We start from the raw sequence: 16,336 nt of genomic DNA on the forward strand, positions 1-16,336 counted from the left end.
CCGACAGTTCTGATGACGACCGGAATGTCCCCCCGGGCGAGCGCCGCGACCTGCTTTAACATCCTGCAGGTGACCAACCCCGGGCCCGGCGGACAGATGTCCCGCGCGACATCCGGCCCCGGCCGATGAGTGCCGCCGAGAAGACCCCCGCCGCGGAGTCCGGGATCCGCCTGGGCCGGGTCGGGCGGGTGCCGGTCTACCTGCGCCCGTCCTGGTTCCTCGTCGCCGCCGCGATGACCCTGCTGTTCGCACCCACCGTGCGCGCCTGGGTGGACCTGACCGGCCCGGGCGTCTACCTGATCAGCTTCGTCTTCGCCCTGATCCTGCTGCTGTCGGTGTTCGTCCACGAGGCCGCGCACGCGCTCGCCGCCGCCGCTACCGGCACCCCGGCCACGGCGATCGTGCTCGACCTGTGGGGCGGTCACACCGCCTTCGACACCCCCTCCGCCGGCCCGTGGCGAGCCGTTGCCGTCGCCGTGGTCGGCCCGCTGTCGAACGTCGTCATCGCCCTGGCCGCCGAGCAGGCCGTGCACGGCGCCGAGCCGGGCAGCGTGCTGCGGCTCCTGCTCGTCGCGACCGCCACCTCCAACCTGGTGGTCGCCGGCTTCAACGCCCTGCCCGGACTGCCGCTGGACGGTGGCCGGGTGCTGGAGGGCTTGATCTGGCGGTTGAGCGGCGACCGGCTCCTGGCCGCCGTGGTGGCCGGCCACGCCGGCCGGGTCATCGCGGTCGGCACCCTGGTCTACGCCGGTTTCTCCGTCCTGACCGGTGAGCGCGGGCCCGCCAGTGCCTTCTGGCTGGTTCTCGTCGGCATCCTGCTGTGGCGGGCGGCCGGGCAGGCGGTCGAGGTGGCGCGCTGGAACATCCGGGCCGAGGCGGTGCTCGTGGACGATCTGCTGCAGCCCGCGGTGGCGGTGTCCTCCGGAGCCACCGTCGCCGGGGCCCTGATGTCGGCCGCCGGGGCCGGGGCGACCGCCGTGGTCGTGCTCGACGTGTACGGCCGGCCCTCCGCCATCGTCGACGAACGCGCCGCCGCCGGCGTGCCCGCGGCCCGGGCCGAAGAGGTCCGGGCGGGTGCCGTGGCCGAGGCCCTGCCCGCCGGTGCGGTCCTGGCCACCGGCCTGGCCGGTCAGGAGTTGATCCAGGCCCTGCAGGACGCTCCGTCCGCCCGGTACGCGGTCCTCGGCCCCGGTGACGTCGTGGTCGGCGTGCTGGACTGGGAGGACGTCGCCCGGTTCGTCGCCCCCTGACCGGTGACCTGACCGGTGACTGACCGATGACCCCGGGCCGGTGCGCACCCGCGTCCTGGATCACCGAACGATCACTGAACGATCACCGAAGGATCGCCGCCCCGGCGCGATCCACCCCCGCCGCGCCCATAGACTCGCTCCTCATGACCGAAGCACCCCCCGCCCCCACCGGCGCCGATCGCCGCCGGGGCCCGTTCCGGGCCGGTGACCGGGTGCAGCTCACCGACCCCAAGGGCCGGCTGCACACGATCGCCCTCGACCCCGCCAAGGAGTTCCACACCCACCGTGGGTACTTCCGCCACGAGGAGCTGATCGGGCAGCCCGACGGCTCGGTGATCCGCAACACCGCCGGGGTCGAGTACCTGGCGCTGCGGCCGCTGCTGGCCGACTACGTTCTGTCGATGCCGCGCGGTGCCGCCGTGGTGTACCCGAAAGATTCCGGGCAGATCGTGCAGATGGCCGACATCTTCCCCGGGGCCCGCGTCGTCGAGGCCGGGGTAGGGTCCGGCGCTCTGACGATGTCCCTGCTCAGGGCGGTGGGCGACACCGGGCTCGTGCATTCCTACGAACGCCGCGAAGACTTCGCCGCCATCGCCAAGGCGAACATCGAGACGTTCTTCGGCTCCGAGCACCCGTCCTGGCAGATCACTGTGGGTGACGTCGCCACCGACGTGGTGGAGACCGACGCCGACCGGTTCGTGCTCGACCTGCTGGCCCCCTGGGACTGCCTGGAGGCCGTGGCGAAGGCGCTCGTGCCCGGCGGTGTGCTGATCTGTTATGTGGCGACCGCCACCCAGCTGTCCCGCACGGCGGAGGCCCTGCGCGCGGACGGCCGTTTCACCGAGCCGCAGGCCTGGGAGTCGATGGTCCGCGGCTGGCACCTGGAAGGGCTGGCGGTACGCCCGCAGCACCGCATGGTCGGCCACACCGGCTTCCTGCTCACCTCCCGGCGCATGGCCGACGGCCTGACCGCACCGCTGCGGCGCCGGCGCCCGGCCAAGGCCGCCGCCGACGGTGAGCAGGGCGTGGCCGAGGCGTGGGGCGAGTGGACCGCTGTCGACCTGGGGGAGCGCCCGGTGTCCGACAAGAAGGTCCGCAAGGTGCGTCGCGACGTCACCGGCGCTTCGGCGCAGGCCCTTGCGCTCGCCGAGGATCTGGACACCGATCCGGCCGACGAGCAGGACGGCGAACCCCGCCCAGGTTTCGATCCCGCTAATTGATGCCCGTGCGGGGTGGCTTTTTCGGCGTTCCCGGGTGATGGTTCTGAGCCAAAGGGCGCCAGTCATCCGGGAACGGTGGAGAGATCTCGGTCACCTTGCTTGTCCGGTTACGGACGGTCAAGTGACCATTGAGACACCCATTGTCACTCCGCACGTGCCAGGATGGCTCCTTTCCGGTCTGCGACGGTGCCGACCGGCACGAGATTTCATCTCGTGGATGGATTTACGCCGGATCGCCGTTAGGGCGTGAAAGCGGGCTAGGGTCGAAGCATCGACCTTGCGCCGGACGGGAGGGTTACCGCCATGACCGACCACAGCAGCGGGTACGGCCTTGACGAGGCCGCGCTACGGCGCGAGATCGTTCGCCTCCAGCAGGAGGTCGAGCGACTCTCGGCTGCACGGACTCCAGGGGCGGCAGGAGACGAGATAGAGCGTCTCCGCGCCCAGGTCAACCAACTCGGATCCCAGAACGAGCGTCTGGCGGGCACCCTGCGCGACGCTCGCGAGCAGATCGTCCAGCTCAAGGCCGAGGTGGACCGGCTCGCCCAGCCCCCCAACACCTTCGGCGTGTTCGTCGGCCAGGCCGAGGACGGCACGGTCGAGATCATCAGCTCCGGGCGCAAGATGCGGGTCGCGGTGAGCCCGTCGATCGAGGTCGACGAGCTGCGACCGGGCCAGGAGCTGATGCTCAACGAGGCCTTCAACGTGGTGGCGGCGCGGCAGTTCGAGAAGACCGGCGAGATCGTCATCCTCAAGGAGATCCTCGACGAGGGCGAGCGCGCGCTGGTCATGGCGCACGCCGACGAGGAGCGCGTCGTGCACCTGGCCGGGGCCCTGCGTGATCCGGAGGTCAAGCTCAAGGTCGGCGACGCCCTGACCATGGACCCGAGGTCCGGGTTCGCCTTCGAGAAGGTTCCCCGCGCCGAGGTCGAGGAGCTCGTCCTCGAAGAGGTGCCCGACATCGACTACTCCGACATCGGTGGCCTGGGGCCGCAGATCGCCAACATCCGCGACGCGGTCGAGCTGCCGTTCCTGCACCCCGAGCTGTACCGCGAGCACGGGCTCAAGCCGCCGAAGGGCGTTCTGCTGTACGGCCCTCCCGGCTGCGGGAAGACGCTGATCGCCAAGGCCGTCGCGCGGTCGCTGGCGAAGAAGGCCGCCGAGGCCAGGGGAGAGAAGGACTCCAAGTCCTACTTCCTCAACGTCAAGGGCCCCGAGCTCCTGAACAAGTACGTCGGTGAGACCGAGCGGCACATCCGGCTGATCTTCAGCCGGGCCCGCGAGAAGGCCAGCGAGGGCACCCCGGTGGTGGTGTTCTTCGACGAGATGGAGTCCCTGTTCCGCACCCGTGGCTCGGGTGTGTCCAGCGACGTCGAGACCACGATCGTGCCGCAGCTGCTGTCGGAGATCGACGGTGTGGAGCGGCTCGAGAACGTCATCGTGATCGGTGCCTCCAACCGGGAGGACATGATCGACCCGGCCATCCTGCGTCCCGGCCGGCTCGACGTGAAGATCAAGGTGCAGCGGCCCGACGCCGAGGGTGCCAAAGACATCTTCACGAAGTACCTGACCGAGGACCTCCCACTGCACCCGGACGATCTGGACGCCAACGGTGGCTCCCGCAGCGCCACCGTCGACGCGATGATCCAGCGCACCGTCGAGCGGATGTACGCGGAGTCCGAGGAGAACCAGTTCCTCGAGGTCACCTACGCCAACGGTGACAAGGAGATCCTCTACTTCAAGGACTTCAACTCCGGTGCGGTGATCCAGAACATCGTCGACCGGGCGAAGAAGGGCGCGATCAAGAACTTCCTCGACTTCGGGCAGCGGGGCATCCGGCTGCAGCACCTCCTGGACGCCTGCGTCGACGAGTTCAAGGAGTCCGAAGATCTGCCGAACACCACCAACCCCGACGACTGGGCGCGGATCTCCGGCAAGAAGGGTGAGCGGATCGTCTACATCCGCACGATCATCCAGGGCAAGCAGGGCACCGAGCCCGGCCGCTCGATCGACACCGTGGCAAACACCGGCCAGTACCTGTAAGTCCTAGCTACGCAGCCGTTCCGGTCGGCTCGCCGCGTGCGGGTCGGCCGGGTCGGTGGGTTTGCTCGAGGACGTCGTCGAGCCTGCGCGGGTCTGCTGCGGGAGGGTTCGGGGCCGGCTGGGGGAGGTCGTGCGTAGCTGGCGCCGGACGGCGAACCGGGCCGTGGTGCGCCATCCGGCCAAGGTCAGGGCGAGGAACACCGTGGCGACCATGACGAACGAGAACGGTGTGCCGTCGTGCTGGACGACGTTACGCAGGATCATGCCGATGACCAGCGTCTTGATCAGCACCATCGCGGCACCCGGAAGGCTTGCCGGGGCCAGGCGGAACGCCACCACTCCGACGTAGCCGCCGGCCACGCCGAGCCAGAACGGCCAGCCGGTGGTGAGCAGCCCGGTGAGGGTGATGCCCTCCTCGTGCGAACTGCGCCCGATCGACACGAACACCAGCACGCAGACCAGGTCGGCCAGCGCGGCGACCGCCAGGGCCCGGCCGGCCGTGCGGGAGGTGGAGGGGATCATGACCTGCGCTCCTAGGGATCGCTCGTCGCGGTGCTACGGGCTCGTCAGCGTAGCCACCGAGCCGGGTTCACCGGAGGGGAACCCGTCACCTCAGCGATGTGGGGGCCCGGTGGCCGGATGCTTGTCGTACCCGGCGCCTAGGCTGAGTTCCATGAGCCGAACCAGGGCGGTGCCCCGATGACCGCGCGCCGGGTGATGGGGATCGAGACCGAGTACGGGGTCTCCGCCCCCGGCGACCCCGCCGCGAACGCGATGCTGATGTCGTCGCAGGTGGTGAACGCCTACGCGGCGCCCTTGGGCAGCCGCGCCGGGCGGGCCCGGTGGGACTACGAGGACGAGGCCCCGCTGCGCGACGCGCGCGGCTGGGAGATCAGCCGCGACAGCGCGCACTCCAGCCAGCTCACCGATGCCCCCGACGACCCGGGGCTGGCCAACGTCATCCTCACCAACGGGGCCCGGCTCTACGTCGACCACGCGCACCCGGAGTACTCCTCGCCCGAGGTGCTGACCCCGCGCGACATCGTGCGGTGGGACAAGGCCGGTGAGCAGGTCATGCTCGAGGCCTGCCGGCGGATCGCCGCGAATCCGGGCCTGGGCGACGTCAACCTGTACAAGAACAACACCGACAACAAGGGTGCCTCCTACGGCACCCATGAGAACTACCTGATGCGCCGGTCCACGCCGTTCGCCGACATCGTCCGGTACCTCACGCCGTTCTTCGTGTCGCGGCAGGTCATCACCGGGGCCGGCCGGGTCGGCCTGGGGCAGGACGGCACCGGCACGGGTTTCCAGATCTCCCAGCGCGCCGACTTCTTCGAGGTCGAGGTCGGGCTGGAGACCACCCTCAAACGACCCATTATCAACACCCGCGACGAGCCCCACGCCAGCGCCGACAAGTTCCGCCGCCTGCACGTCATCATCGGTGACGCGAACCTCTGCGAGGTGGCGACGCTGCTCAAGGTCGGCACCACCAACCTGGTGCTGGCGATGATCGAGGACGCGGCGTTCACCCGCGACCTGTCGCTCGAGCGCCCGGTCGGCACGCTGCACGACGTCTCACACGACCCGACGCTGAAACAGCAGGTGACGCTGCGGGACGGCAACTCGATGACCGCACTGGAACTGCAGTGGCTGTACTTCGAGCAGGCCAGCGCCTATGTGAGCGACCGGTTCGGTGACGACGCCGACGAGGCCACCACCGAGGTGCTCACCCGCTGGGAGAGTGTGCTCAGTCGTCTCGGTGAAGACCCCATGCTCTGCGCCCGGGAGCTGGACTGGGTGGCCAAACTGCGACTGCTCGAGGGTTTCCGCAACCGCGAGAACCTGAACTGGGACGCCGCCCGCCTGCAGCTGATCGACCTGCAGTACGCCGACGTGCGCCCGGAGAAAGGGCTCTACCACCGGCTGGCGTCGCGCGGGCAGGTCGAGCGCCTGGTCACCGACGCGCAGATCACCGAGGCCGTGCACGAGCCCCCGCACGACACCCGGGCCTACTTCCGCGGCCGCTGTCTGGCCCGCTACGGCGAGAACGTGGCCGCGGCGAGCTGGGACTCGGTGATCTTCGACATCCCGGGCCGGGGGGCCCTGCAGCGGGTGCCCACCCTCGACCCGTCCCGCGGCACCAAGGAGCATGTGGAGGCCCTTCTGCAGCGCTGCCGCACGGCGGCCGACCTGGTAGACGCCCTGGCCGCCGAATAGGCGCACAGCGGCCTTCCGGGAGGCCGCTGCCGACCGCTCAGCACGTGATCCGAGCCCGGACCGAGCCCGGACCGAGCCCGGACCGAGCCCGGACCGAGCCCGGACCGAGCCCGGATCAGGCACGGACCCAGCTCGGATCAGGCACAGACCCAGCTCGGATCAGGCACAGACCCAGCCCGGATAGAGCCCGGAACCGGCCCCGGCACGCCCGGTTGCGGACTGTTTCTCGTCCCCTACACGGTGTCCATCAGGTAATTCTTCGCAGAGTGGGCTACGGCACGCGCCTAAATCGCGGGCACATGCTTAGGATCACTGCAAGGAAGCTCGCAATCGCAGAGCGCAGGAGGCAGTCATGGCCGGTCAGGAACAGCAGCGCCCGACCCGACGCGACGACGAGCCCGCCGACGACGCCGCCCCCGCGGCGCCGCCCGCGGGTGGTGCGGCCCAGACCACGGACGCCGACGTGGACGCGATCCTCGACGAGATCGACGACGTCCTGGAGAGCAACGCCGAGGAGTTCGTCAAGGGATTCGTACAGAAGGGCGGCCAGTGACGGCAGCCGTCCGGGGCGGACCGGGCCCCTCGCGGGCCCGGTTCCACCCCCCATGCCGCCCTCATGCCGCCCTGAACATCGCCCCGACGCCGTCGTCCACCGGTTCGCGCTACGCGGAAAACTTCTCGTGCCGAGCCGATGAGCGAACGCCGTCCATCTGGATAGGGTTTCGCCCGTGACTGCCGATCCCTTCCGTGAAGGGCGGTTGCCGGAGGCGTTCTTCGCTCCGGGCAACTCCTCGTTCACGGACTTCCTCGCCGCCCACGCCGAACACCTCCTGCCCGGGCGAAATCTGCCCGCCGGAGCCGTCATGCCGGAACTGCCGCACTCGACCACGATCGTTGCCGCCACGTTCGACGGCGGAGTGGTCATGGGTGGCGACCGGCGCGCCACGATGGGCAATTACATCGCCCACCGCGAGATGGAGAAGGTCTACCCGGCCGACGACTACTCGGCCGTCGGCATCTCCGGAACGGTCGGGCCCGCCATCGAGATGGTGCGCCTGTTCCAGGTCGAACTGGAGCACTACGAGAAGATCGAGGGCACCCTGATGTCCCTCGAGGGCAAGGCCAACCGCCTGGCCACCATGCTGCGGGGCAACCTGCCGCTGGCCATGCAGGGCCTGGCCGTGGTGCCGCTCTACGCCGGCTATGACCTAGACCGCAACGTCGGGCGCATCTTCTCCTACGACGTCAGCGGTGCCCGCTACGAGGAACACGGCTACCACAGCACCGGTTCCGGTTCGCTGTTCGCGAAGGGCTCGCTGAAGAAACGCTGGCGTCCCGGGCTGACCGCCGACGAGACGGTCGGCGTGGTGCTGGAATCGCTGCAGGACGCGGCGGACGACGACTCGGCCACCGGTGGTTCCGACGTCGGCCGGCGCATCTACCCGGTGCTCGTCGTGGTGACGGCCCAGGGTTACCGGCGGCTTTCGCAGGACGAGACCGAGGCCGCGTTCCAGGCCGTCGTCGCGCGTAACGCCGAGGGAGGGAGCGCCCGATGAGCATGCCGTTCTACGTCCCGCCCGAGCAGCAGATGAAAGACCGGGCCGACTACGCCCGGCGCAACATCGCCCGTGGCCGGCCGGTCATCGTCCTCGCCTACGACAACGGCATCGCCTTCGTCGCCGAGAACGCCTCGCGCTCGCTGCACAAGATCAGCGAGATCTACGACCGGATGGCCTTCGGCGCCGCCGGCCGTTACAACGAGTTCGAGAACCTGCGCGTGGCCGGGGTCCGGTACGCCGACCTGCGCGGATACTCCTACGACCGCAGCGATGTCACGGCCCGGGGCCTGGCCAACGCGTACGCCCAGATCCTGGGCAATGTGTTCACCCAGGACTCCAAGCCGATGGAGGTCGAGCTCGCGGTCGCCGAGGTCGGCGCGACCCCCGAGCAGGACCAGATCTACCGGCTCACCTACGACGGATCCGTCGCCGACGAGCAGGGTTTCGTGGTGATGGGCGGTCAGGCCGACACCATCTCCTCGGGCATGCAGGAGCGCTGGCGACCCGGTCTGACGTTGTCGGCGGCGCTGACCCTGGCCGTCGAGATGCTCGGGCGCGACAGCACCAACGGGGCCGACCGGGCCCTCACCCCCGATCGTCTCGAGGTCGCGGTGCTGGACCGGGCCCGGCCCCGGCGGGCCTTCCGCCGGCTCGGCGGGCAGCTGCTCGAGGCGCTGCTCGCCCCCGACGACCCGACCACCGACGTGCCGAGCAGCGACGACTCGCGGCCCGGGGCGCACGACACGCTGACGGGGGAGCAGGCGCCGGCGAGCCCGGTGAACCCCGTACCGCAGGTGGGTGACCCGGTTTCGACCGAGCCCGACCAGGAGCCCGGCCACCCCGGGAACGACGCAGGGGGCGCAGGAGAATGACCGGATCGCTGCCGTTCGGGCCCGAAGGACTTCCCGACGGGCCCGACGGTGGCGAGCCCGGAACGAACTCCACGATCAACCCATTGCCCCACACTGGTGCCAATGGGCGAGAAGGCACCTACAGTAAGGGAATGGACCGCCGAATCTTCGGGCTGGAGACGGAATACGGGGTCACGTGCGCCTTCGAGGGGCAGCGCAAGCTGTCGCCCGACGAGGTGGCGCGGTACCTCTTCCGCAAGGTCGTCTCATGGGGCCGTTCCAGTAACGTCTTTCTCCGCAACGGTGCCCGGCTGTACCTCGATGTCGGTTCGCACCCCGAGTACGCCACCCCCGAGTGCGACGACATCCGCCGGCTGGTCGTTCACGACCGGGCCGGTGAGCGCATCCTCGAAGGTCTGCAGGTCGACGCCGAGCGCAGACTGCACGAGGAGGGAATCCAGGGCGATGTCTTCCTCTTCAAGAACAACACCGACTCGGCCGGGAACTCCTACGGCTGTCACGAGAACTACCTGGTCTCGCGGCACGGCGAGTTCGGCCGGATGTCCGACATCCTGATCCCGTTCCTCGTCACCCGGCAGATCCTGGTCGGGGCCGGCAAAGTGCTGCAGACGCCGCGCGGTGCGGTGTACTGCCTGTCCCAGCGGGCCGACCACATCTGGGAGGGCGTCTCCAGCGCCACCACCCGGTCGCGTCCCATCATCAACACCCGCGACGAACCGCACTCCGACGCCGAGCGGTACCGGCGCCTGCACGTCATCGTCGGTGACTCGAACATGTCCGAGACCACCACGATGCTCAAGGTCGGCGCCACCGACCTGGTGCTGCGGATGATCGAGGCCGGTGTGGTGCTGCGCGACCACACTCTGGAGAACCCGATCCGGGCCATCCGGGAGATCAGTCACGACCTGACCGGTCGGCGCAAGGTCCGCCTCGCCAACGGCCGCGAGGCCACGGCCCTGGAGATCCAGGAGGAGTACCTGGCCCGGGCGAAGGAGTTCGTCGAGAGCCGCGGACTCCAGACCGACAACGTGAAGCGGGTTCTCGACCTCTGGGAGCGTGGTCTGCGGGCCATCGGTACCGGCGACCTGTCCCTGGTGGACCGGGAGCTGGACTGGGTGATCAAGCACCGGCTGATCGAGCGGTACCGGGCGAAGCACAACCTGCCGTTGTCCTCGCCCCGCATCGCCCGGATCGACCTGGCGTACCACGACATCCACCGCGACCGGGGGCTGCACTACCTGCTCATGAAAAAGGGCCTGGTGGAACGGGTCGGGGCCGACATCGAGGTGTTCGAGGCCACGTCCGTGCCGCCGCAGACCACCCGGGCGAAACTGCGCGGCGACTTCGTGCGGCGGGCCCAGGAACGCCGTCGCGACTTCACGGTGGACTGGGTGCACCTGAAGCTCAATGACCAGGCGCAGCGCACAGTTCTGTGCAAAGACCCGTTCCGTTCCGTCGACGAGCGCGTGGAGCGACTGATCCAGAGCATGTGAGCCAACTGTGACCCGGGCCGCTTCCGGGCACCTGGGCGGATGCCGGGCACCCTCAGCTATATGCCCTAGGGTGTTCGGCGTCCCGTTCCCACGACGAAGGTCGAACGTGCTCTCACGCAAAGCCCTGTTGCGCGCCGGCGCGGTTCTCGTAGCCGCCGCGGCCGTGGTCTCCGGCTGCTCCAGCGCTTCCTCCGGGAGTGCGGGGAAAGCCGCGTCCAGTACGACGACTGACATCGAAGCGATCAAGGTCACCGGCAAGGTCGGTGACACCCCCAAGGTCGACGTGCCCACGCCGTTCTCGACCGAGAAGACCACCCGCAAGATCCTCACCGCCGGTGACGGTGCGAAGGTCACGGCGGGCCAGCGTGTCTCCATCGACTACCTGGGCATCAACGGTGCCGACGGCAAGCAGTTCGACAGCAACTACGACGGTGACACCTCGGCGTTCACGCTGGACGCCGGCCAGGTCATCAAGGGCATGGTCACCGGCCTCGTGGGTGCGCCCATCGGCTCCCGCGTCCTGATCACGATCCCTCCGGCTGACGGCTACGGCACCCAGGGTGTCTCCGCTGCGGGCATCGGACCGACGGACACGCTGATCTTCGTGGTCGACATCGAAGACGCCGCCGACGTGCTGAAGCGGGCCACCGGCAAGAAGATCGCGGCCAAGAAGGGCCTGCCCACGGTCAAGCTCGACAAGACCGGCGCCCCGACCATCACCCTGCCCGACGGCAAGGCTTCCGACTCCCTCGTCGTGCAGCCCCTCATCGAGGGCACCGGCGCGAAGGTGGCCAAGGGGCAGACCATCACCGTGCAGTACACCGGCGTGGTCTGGCCCGGCGGCAAGGTCTTCGACTCGTCCTGGGCCAAGGGTTCCCCGGCCAGCTTCGAGATCGGCGCCGGCCGCGTCATCTCCGGCTGGGACAAGGGTCTGGTCGGCAAGAAGGTCGGCAGCCAGGTCCTGCTCGTCATCCCACCCGACGAGGGCTACGGCGCCGAGGGTCAGTCGGACGCCGGCATCAAGGGCACCGACACCCTGGTCTTCGTCGTCGACATCCTCGACACCACCGGCTGAGTCGATTTGAGTGCAGGGCGGCCGTGAAGCAAGCTTGACGGCGCCCTGACACCCGGTCGCCCACCCTGGCTGCCTCGGTGCGGCCGACGACCACGCACGTCACTAAGGAGAAACACCATGAGTGCTGAGCTCAAGCGCCCCGAGATCGAGTTCCCCGAGGGAACCCCGCCCACCACGCTCACGATCACGGACGAGGTCGTCGGTGAGGGTGCGGAGGCCGTGGCCGGCAACACCGTCACCGCGCACTACGTGGGCGTGGCGTTCTCCAGCGGTGAGGAGTTCGACGCCTCCTGGAACCGGGGCGAGGCGCTGAAGTTCCGCCTCGGCGTCGGTCAGGTCATCGCGGGCTGGGACCAGGGCATCGCCGGCATGCGCGTCGGTGGCCGTCGTCGCCTGGTCATCCCGCCGGACCTGGCCTACGGCGCCCGCGGCGCCGGTGGCGCCATCGGCCCGAACGAGACCCTGATCTTCGTCGTGGACCTCGTCGACGCCCGCTGATCTCTGAGCGTCCAGCGCCCCTCCACCGCAGGTGGAGGGGCGCTTCGTCGTTCACGCCAGGTGGAGGAGGGATGGACCATGACGATCCGTGGGTGGGTGCGCCGTTGGAACCAGGACGAGGGCTGGGGCGTGATCGAGTCTCCGGACGTCACGGGTGGTGCCGCGTGGACGCACTGGAGCGTGGTGCAGATGGCGGGATACCGCGAGTTGACGGTGGGGGAGCATGTGCTGTTCGAGTGGGAACCGTTCGATCAGGATGGTTATGGTGCTCGTGCGACCCTCGTCCTGCGGCTCGGGGCGCAGGATGCTCCGGTTGCCGAACCGGAGCGCTCTGGGGCGTTCGCCAGTTCGATGCGGCTCGACATCGACAGCCCGGTCACGGCCGATTCGTCACTGACAGGTCTTCGGCTACCCACCATGACCGTGGCCAACGACGGTTCGCCGCAGATCACGTCGCCGGGCGGTGAACCGCCAGCGGCTCTGATCGTCTGGCCCCTGATCAGGGGAACCGGAGCGCAGATCCGTGCGCAGCAGGTCATCGCCGTGCACTACACCGGCGTGATCTGGCGGGACGGCAAGGTGTTCGACTCCTCGTGGGACGAGCCGGCCCGGGTCGAATTCCAGATCGGTGCCGGTCAGGTGATGCGCGGCTTGGACGAGGGTCTGGTCGGGCAGCAGGTGGGTAGCCGGATTCTGCTGGTGATTCCGCCGGACCTGGCCTCTGGCGCCAGCGGCGTCGGCGACCTCATCGGCCCACACGAGACCCTGATCTACGTCGTCGATCTGCTGGATGCCCGCTGATCTGCGGTGCTGGCCTGCGGCCCGATCAGTGCGCTGGGGCTTGGCGCACCAGGTGTGCGGCGTGACGACCGGCGGCTGCTGCGGCCAGGAAGGCGGCGGGGTCGGCGGCCAGGTTGCGGCCCATCGTCGAAAGTCCCACCGGACTCTCCCCGAGGGCCTCGAGAAGACCATCCACCGGGACCCGGACCTCGCGGTGGCGACCGGTCGGGGCGAAGAGGGGGGCCACCTGGGCCTCGACCAGTGCGGCCAGGTCGGGCAGGGGGATGGGGGCGTTGTCACCCTGGGCTGATGCGGGGTTGCCATCCACCGAGGCGAGCCCAGACACGTCCTCAAGCAAGGAACCGAAGTCGGGGACGACGACATCGGCTGCCGCGAGCGCGACCCGGCCGTAGGCGGTCAGGCTGTGGTGGGAGACGCCGCGGTGACGTTCGCGGGCGTCTGCGCCGGAGATGCGCAGGGTGGCGACGCCGCGCCCATTGAGGACGGCGGCGGCGTTCAGCACCTCGCCGGCCTGGACGCCGGAGAACCCCCAGCGGGTCCCGGTGCCGAGGTTGCCCGGGCCCTGGCTGACAACGGCCACATCGACCTGGGCCACGTGCTTGGCCGCGAGCAGGCCGGAGTGCACACTGACGGCCTCCAGATCGCCACCGAACGCCTGGCCCACGGTGATGCAGGTGTCCAGCCAGTCGGCCTCACGTAGGCCGGCGATCGTGCGGGAGAACCAGGCGGGCAGGGCTCCGCCGTCGGTCATCACGTAGGCGACGCGGGCCTGGGGCGCGGCCTGACGCAGCCCGGCGAGGATCGCGGGCAGTGAACTGTGCAGGTCGGCGACGATCACGGGCAGGCCCAGCAGGTCGTCGGCGTCGGCCAGGACGGAATGGAAGGGGGACTCCTGCTCGTCCACCCCGAGCACCATCGCCTGCAGGGGCGTGTAGCGGGCCTTCACCAGGTGGCCGGGACCGGGCTCCGGATCGGGTGGGAGGGTGTCGAGGAGCGCGGCGACCAGCGCGTAGCCCCCGGTGCCCAGACCGCGCTCCAGTGCGGTCACGTTGAGCAGTACCCGCTGCCCCTCGACCGGCCGCCCGACGAGCGACGGGTAGGCCAGGGCGCGGATCGTGCGCCCCTCCACGACGGCCTCGTACTCGACCGCCCCGTCCCATTCGCGTCGTTCGGACGTGACTCGACCCTCTCGCCACACAATCACGCGCGTGACGATATCTCTCCCTCACCCCGGCTCGGGTAGCTTGGTGCGGTGTCCTCGCGGCGTACCGAGCGGCTGCTCAATCTGGTCATCTGCCTTGCGGCCACCCGGAGGTGGCTGACGAAGGAGCAGATCCGCTCTGCCGTGCCGCAGTACGCCGACGGCGACACCGCCGAGGCCTTCGACCGGATGTTCGAGCGCGACAAGGAAGACCTGCGCGATCTCGGGATTCCGGTGGTCACCGGTACCGATGAGCGCTGGTTCGACGACGAGCCGGGCTACCGCATCGACCGCGACGACTACGCGCTGCCGCCGATCGAGCTGGATGCGCAGGAGCTCGCCGTGGTCGGGCTGGCCAGCCGGGTCTGGCAGCAGGCCGGTCTGGCGGGGCCGGCGGCGCGGGCCCTGACCAAACTGACCGCGCTGGGCGTGGACACCGACGACGCGGGCGCCGGGCTGGAACCGCGCATCCGCACCCCCGAACCGGCCTTCGGCCCGCTCTACGCGGCCACGCGCGACCGGCAGGCGGTGACCTTCTCCTACCGCAAGCCGAACGGCGACCTGGCGGTGCGGGAGGTGGAGCCGTGGGCGGTGGCCAGCCGTAACGGTCGCTGGTACCTGATCGGCAACGATCGCGGCCGGGGCGCGGCCCGGGTGTTCCGGCTCTCGCGCATCGAGAGCGACGTGAAGCGCCGCGGCCGGGCCGGTGCCTATGGGGTCCCGGAGAGTCTCGATGCGCAGTCGATGATCGGCAAGCACGTTCCTCCGGTGGACGACCGGGTCGCCACCGTGCTGTTGCGCACCGGTCGCGGTGCGGGGCTGCGCCGTCAGGTGGTGGCCTGCGCCCCGTCCGCGCAGCGGCCGGGATGGGACGAGCTGCAGATCAGAATTGGGGACGCGGGAATGCTCGCGCAGTCACTGGCCGGCCTCGGGCCGGACGCGATCGCCCTGGAACCGGCCGATCTGCGCGGTGAGGTCGTCCGGCGGCTCAAGGGTGCCCTGGCCACCCAGGCAGAGCTGGTGGCCCCGGACGTGACGATCACTCCGGAAGAGACGATTGACGTGGTGCCCCACCCATGAGCGCTGTCGCAGCGACCGCCCGCCTGTCCCGTCTGCTCACGATGGTGCCCTGGCTGCTCAACCGGCCCGGCGTCGAGCTCGGCGAGGCCGCCCGGAACTTCAAGATCACCGAGCAGCAGCTGGTGAAGGATCTGGAGCTGCTGTTCGTCTGCGGTACGCCCGGGCACATGCCGGACGACCTGATCGCCGCCGAGTGGGACAGCGGCCGGATCTACCTGGCCAACGCTGACGCCATCGCCCGGCCGTTGCGCCTGGACCAGGACGAGGCGATCGCGCTGATCGCTGGTCTGCGCACGCTGTCCGACCTCCAGGAGCCCGGTGAGCGCCGGGCCGTCGACTCCGCGCTGGTGAAGCTGTCGGCCGCCGCGCAGGACGCCGTCCAGGCGGCGAGCCGTCTCGACATCGACCTGACCCCCGGGCAGAGCGGTGTGGAGCAGGCCCTGGGTACGGCCCGCGAGGCTCTGCGGCGCCACCGGCGGCTGCGACTGCAGTACCTGGTGCCCGCGCGCGACGAGATCACCGAGCGGGACGTGGACCCGATGCAGGTCACGAGCATCGACGGGCGCTGGTACCTGGAGGCCTGGTGCCACCGGGCCGAGGGGGTGCGGCTGTTCCGCTTCGACCGGGTGGCCGGGCTGCGCGTGCTCGACGTGGACGGCACCCCGCCCGGCGACGCCGTCTCCCGGGCCGTGGACGAGCAGCTCTTCACCCCGTCCCCGGACGACCTGATGGTGACCCTGGAGGTCGAGCCGCGCGGCCGCTGGGTGGCCGAGTACTACCCGGTCGAGGAGACGCAGGAACTGCCCGGCGGCCGGATGCGCGTGGTCATGCGGGTTGCCTCGCCCGACTGGATCCCGCGTCTGGTGCTGCGCCTGGGAGGTGCCGGGCGGGTGGTCGAGCCTGCCGGTCTGGCCCGGCAGGTCGTCGACACGGCCACGCAGGCCCTGGCCGCCTACGGTGCCCACGGCGCCGCGATGTCACCGGTGCAGCACGAGCCCTCACGCTGAGTCCCGCGGGGTAGTTC

General features: G+C 69.9%; 15 protein-coding genes. 13 read left to right on the forward strand and 2 right to left on the reverse strand.

Going from position 1 to position 16,336, the window contains the following annotated elements:
- Positions 1-125 precede the first annotated feature (125 nt).
- The 3 genes from QSK05_RS25450 (at position 126) to arc (ending at position 4,513) form a co-directional block, all read left to right on the forward strand.
- Entirely contained in the window at positions 126-1,250 is a 1,125-nt protein-coding gene (locus QSK05_RS25450) for a site-2 protease family protein (protein WP_285599845.1), read from the forward strand.
- 143 nt (positions 1,251-1,393) lie between these two features.
- Complete coding sequence (locus tag QSK05_RS25455) at positions 1,394-2,470, forward strand: tRNA (adenine-N1)-methyltransferase (RefSeq protein WP_285599846.1); 1,077 nt, start codon at positions 1,394-1,396, stop codon at positions 2,468-2,470.
- Positions 2,471-2,773: 303 nt separating this feature from the next.
- Positions 2,774-4,513 carry a proteasome ATPase gene (arc, locus tag QSK05_RS25460; protein WP_285599847.1) on the forward strand — a complete coding sequence of 580 codons (1,740 nt, stop codon included), beginning with the start codon at positions 2,774-2,776 and terminating at the stop codon, positions 4,511-4,513.
- Positions 4,514-4,516: 3 nt separating this feature from the next.
- Here the strand turns inward: arc and QSK05_RS25465 are convergent, their stop codons facing one another.
- On the reverse strand, positions 4,517-5,035 hold the full coding sequence (locus QSK05_RS25465; protein WP_285599848.1) for a DUF3054 domain-containing protein: 519 nt from the start codon (positions 5,033-5,035) through the stop codon (positions 4,517-4,519).
- 177 nt (positions 5,036-5,212) lie between these two features.
- Between QSK05_RS25465 and dop the strand changes: the two genes are divergently transcribed.
- The 8 genes from dop to QSK05_RS25505 all read left to right on the forward strand — a co-directional run bounded on the left by dop (position 5,213) and on the right by QSK05_RS25505 (position 13,031).
- A complete protein-coding gene (gene dop / locus QSK05_RS25470; protein WP_285599849.1) occupies positions 5,213-6,733 on the forward strand; it encodes a depupylase/deamidase Dop in 1,521 nt (506 codons plus the stop codon).
- A 352-nt stretch (positions 6,734-7,085) separates the two neighbouring features.
- Positions 7,086-7,286, forward strand: coding sequence for a ubiquitin-like protein Pup (locus QSK05_RS25475; RefSeq protein ID WP_231482011.1), 201 nt, complete (start codon positions 7,086-7,088; stop codon positions 7,284-7,286).
- Between the two features lie 175 nt (positions 7,287-7,461).
- Complete coding sequence (prcB, locus tag QSK05_RS25480) at positions 7,462-8,289, forward strand: proteasome subunit beta (protein ID WP_231482010.1); 828 nt, start codon at positions 7,462-7,464, stop codon at positions 8,287-8,289.
- Positions 8,286-9,164 carry a proteasome subunit alpha gene (prcA, locus tag QSK05_RS25485; RefSeq protein WP_285599850.1) on the forward strand — a complete coding sequence of 293 codons (879 nt, stop codon included), beginning with the start codon at positions 8,286-8,288 and terminating at the stop codon, positions 9,162-9,164. The genes prcB and prcA overlap by 4 nt, the downstream gene beginning before the upstream one ends.
- A 131-nt stretch (positions 9,165-9,295) precedes the next feature.
- Positions 9,296-10,657: a Pup--protein ligase gene (gene pafA, locus QSK05_RS25490; RefSeq protein ID WP_285599851.1), complete on the forward strand. Its 1,362-nt coding sequence runs from the start codon at positions 9,296-9,298 to the stop codon at positions 10,655-10,657.
- 106 nt (positions 10,658-10,763) lie between these two features.
- Entirely contained in the window at positions 10,764-11,732 is a 969-nt protein-coding gene (locus QSK05_RS25495; RefSeq protein ID WP_285599852.1) for an FKBP-type peptidyl-prolyl cis-trans isomerase, read from the forward strand.
- 117 nt (positions 11,733-11,849) lie between these two features.
- Entirely contained in the window at positions 11,850-12,230 is a 381-nt protein-coding gene (locus tag QSK05_RS25500) for an FKBP-type peptidyl-prolyl cis-trans isomerase (RefSeq protein ID WP_231482006.1), read from the forward strand.
- Between the two features lie 78 nt (positions 12,231-12,308).
- Complete coding sequence (locus QSK05_RS25505) at positions 12,309-13,031, forward strand: FKBP-type peptidyl-prolyl cis-trans isomerase (RefSeq protein WP_285599853.1); 723 nt, start codon at positions 12,309-12,311, stop codon at positions 13,029-13,031.
- A 25-nt stretch (positions 13,032-13,056) separates the two neighbouring features.
- Here the strand turns inward: QSK05_RS25505 and QSK05_RS25510 are convergent, their stop codons facing one another.
- Positions 13,057-14,235 (reverse strand): DUF3866 family protein, encoded by a 1,179-nt coding sequence (locus QSK05_RS25510; protein ID WP_285599854.1) that lies wholly within the window; start codon positions 14,233-14,235, stop codon positions 13,057-13,059.
- 48 nt (positions 14,236-14,283) lie between these two features.
- Between QSK05_RS25510 and QSK05_RS25515 the strand changes: the two genes are divergently transcribed.
- On the forward strand, positions 14,284-15,312 hold the full coding sequence (locus tag QSK05_RS25515) for a helix-turn-helix transcriptional regulator (protein WP_285599855.1): 1,029 nt from the start codon (positions 14,284-14,286) through the stop codon (positions 15,310-15,312).
- Positions 15,309-16,319: a helix-turn-helix transcriptional regulator gene (locus QSK05_RS25520; RefSeq protein WP_285599856.1), complete on the forward strand. Its 1,011-nt coding sequence runs from the start codon at positions 15,309-15,311 to the stop codon at positions 16,317-16,319. Before QSK05_RS25515 ends, QSK05_RS25520 begins: the two co-directional genes overlap by 4 nt.
- Positions 16,320-16,336 lie beyond the last annotated feature (17 nt).

The sequence above is a fragment of the Kineosporia sp. NBRC 101731 genome (assembly GCF_030269305.1).
GTDB lineage: Bacteria > Actinomycetota > Actinomycetes > Actinomycetales > Kineosporiaceae > Kineosporia.

Excerpts from the sequence above, each read along its gene's own strand:
- QSK05_RS25450 (WP_285599845.1), top strand. The coding sequence starts at position 126 with ATGAGTGCCGCCGAGAAGACCCCCGCCGCGGAGTCCGGGATCCGCCTG.
- QSK05_RS25500 (WP_231482006.1), top strand. The coding sequence starts at position 11,850 with ATGAGTGCTGAGCTCAAGCGCCCCGAGATCGAGTTCCCCGAGGGAACC.
- pafA (WP_285599851.1), top strand. The coding sequence starts at position 9,296 with ATGGACCGCCGAATCTTCGGGCTGGAGACGGAATACGGGGTCACGTGC.
- dop (WP_285599849.1), top strand. The coding sequence starts at position 5,213 with ATGACCGCGCGCCGGGTGATGGGGATCGAGACCGAGTACGGGGTCTCC.
- QSK05_RS25520 (WP_285599856.1), top strand. The coding sequence starts at position 15,309 with ATGAGCGCTGTCGCAGCGACCGCCCGCCTGTCCCGTCTGCTCACGATG.
- QSK05_RS25505 (WP_285599853.1), top strand. The coding sequence starts at position 12,309 with ATGACGATCCGTGGGTGGGTGCGCCGTTGGAACCAGGACGAGGGCTGG.
- QSK05_RS25455 (WP_285599846.1), top strand. The coding sequence starts at position 1,394 with ATGACCGAAGCACCCCCCGCCCCCACCGGCGCCGATCGCCGCCGGGGC.
- QSK05_RS25465 (WP_285599848.1), bottom strand. The coding sequence starts at position 5,035 with ATGATCCCCTCCACCTCCCGCACGGCCGGCCGGGCCCTGGCGGTCGCC.
- arc (WP_285599847.1), top strand. The coding sequence starts at position 2,774 with ATGACCGACCACAGCAGCGGGTACGGCCTTGACGAGGCCGCGCTACGG.
- prcA (WP_285599850.1), top strand. The coding sequence starts at position 8,286 with ATGAGCATGCCGTTCTACGTCCCGCCCGAGCAGCAGATGAAAGACCGG.
- QSK05_RS25475 (WP_231482011.1), top strand. The coding sequence starts at position 7,086 with ATGGCCGGTCAGGAACAGCAGCGCCCGACCCGACGCGACGACGAGCCC.